General features: G+C 53.3%; 1 protein-coding gene. It reads right to left on the minus strand.

Annotated elements, in window-relative coordinates:
• Positions 1 to 32: 32 nt before the first annotated feature.
• On the minus strand, positions 33 to 242 hold a 210-nt coding region (locus VU18_RS20955), incomplete at its 5' end, for a hypothetical protein (RefSeq protein ID WP_236687457.1).

A 242-nucleotide genomic window follows, 5' to 3' on the forward strand; every position in this document is an offset into this window, starting at 1 on the left:
ACCAATGTCGTCGACCCCCTGGGGTTTTTGCGTCATTGGAGGTCGACGACAAACGAAGACTGCTTCCTAGCGTTTGGCGTGCCTTGTTTGCCGATTGCTGTTTGCCTAAGCGAGGGCAAGCGCTCGTCATGCGGTGAATAAAACCGGGGCGCCGCCTGCCCATCCATCGCAGGCAAGACGAATACAAACATTGGAATCCCAACACTTGCATGAACAAGGGCGAGTGCTAACTTTTTATGTCT

The organism is Geobacillus sp. ZGt-1, assembly GCF_001026865.1.
Classification (GTDB): domain Bacteria; phylum Bacillota; class Bacilli; order Bacillales; family Anoxybacillaceae; genus Geobacillus; species Geobacillus thermoleovorans.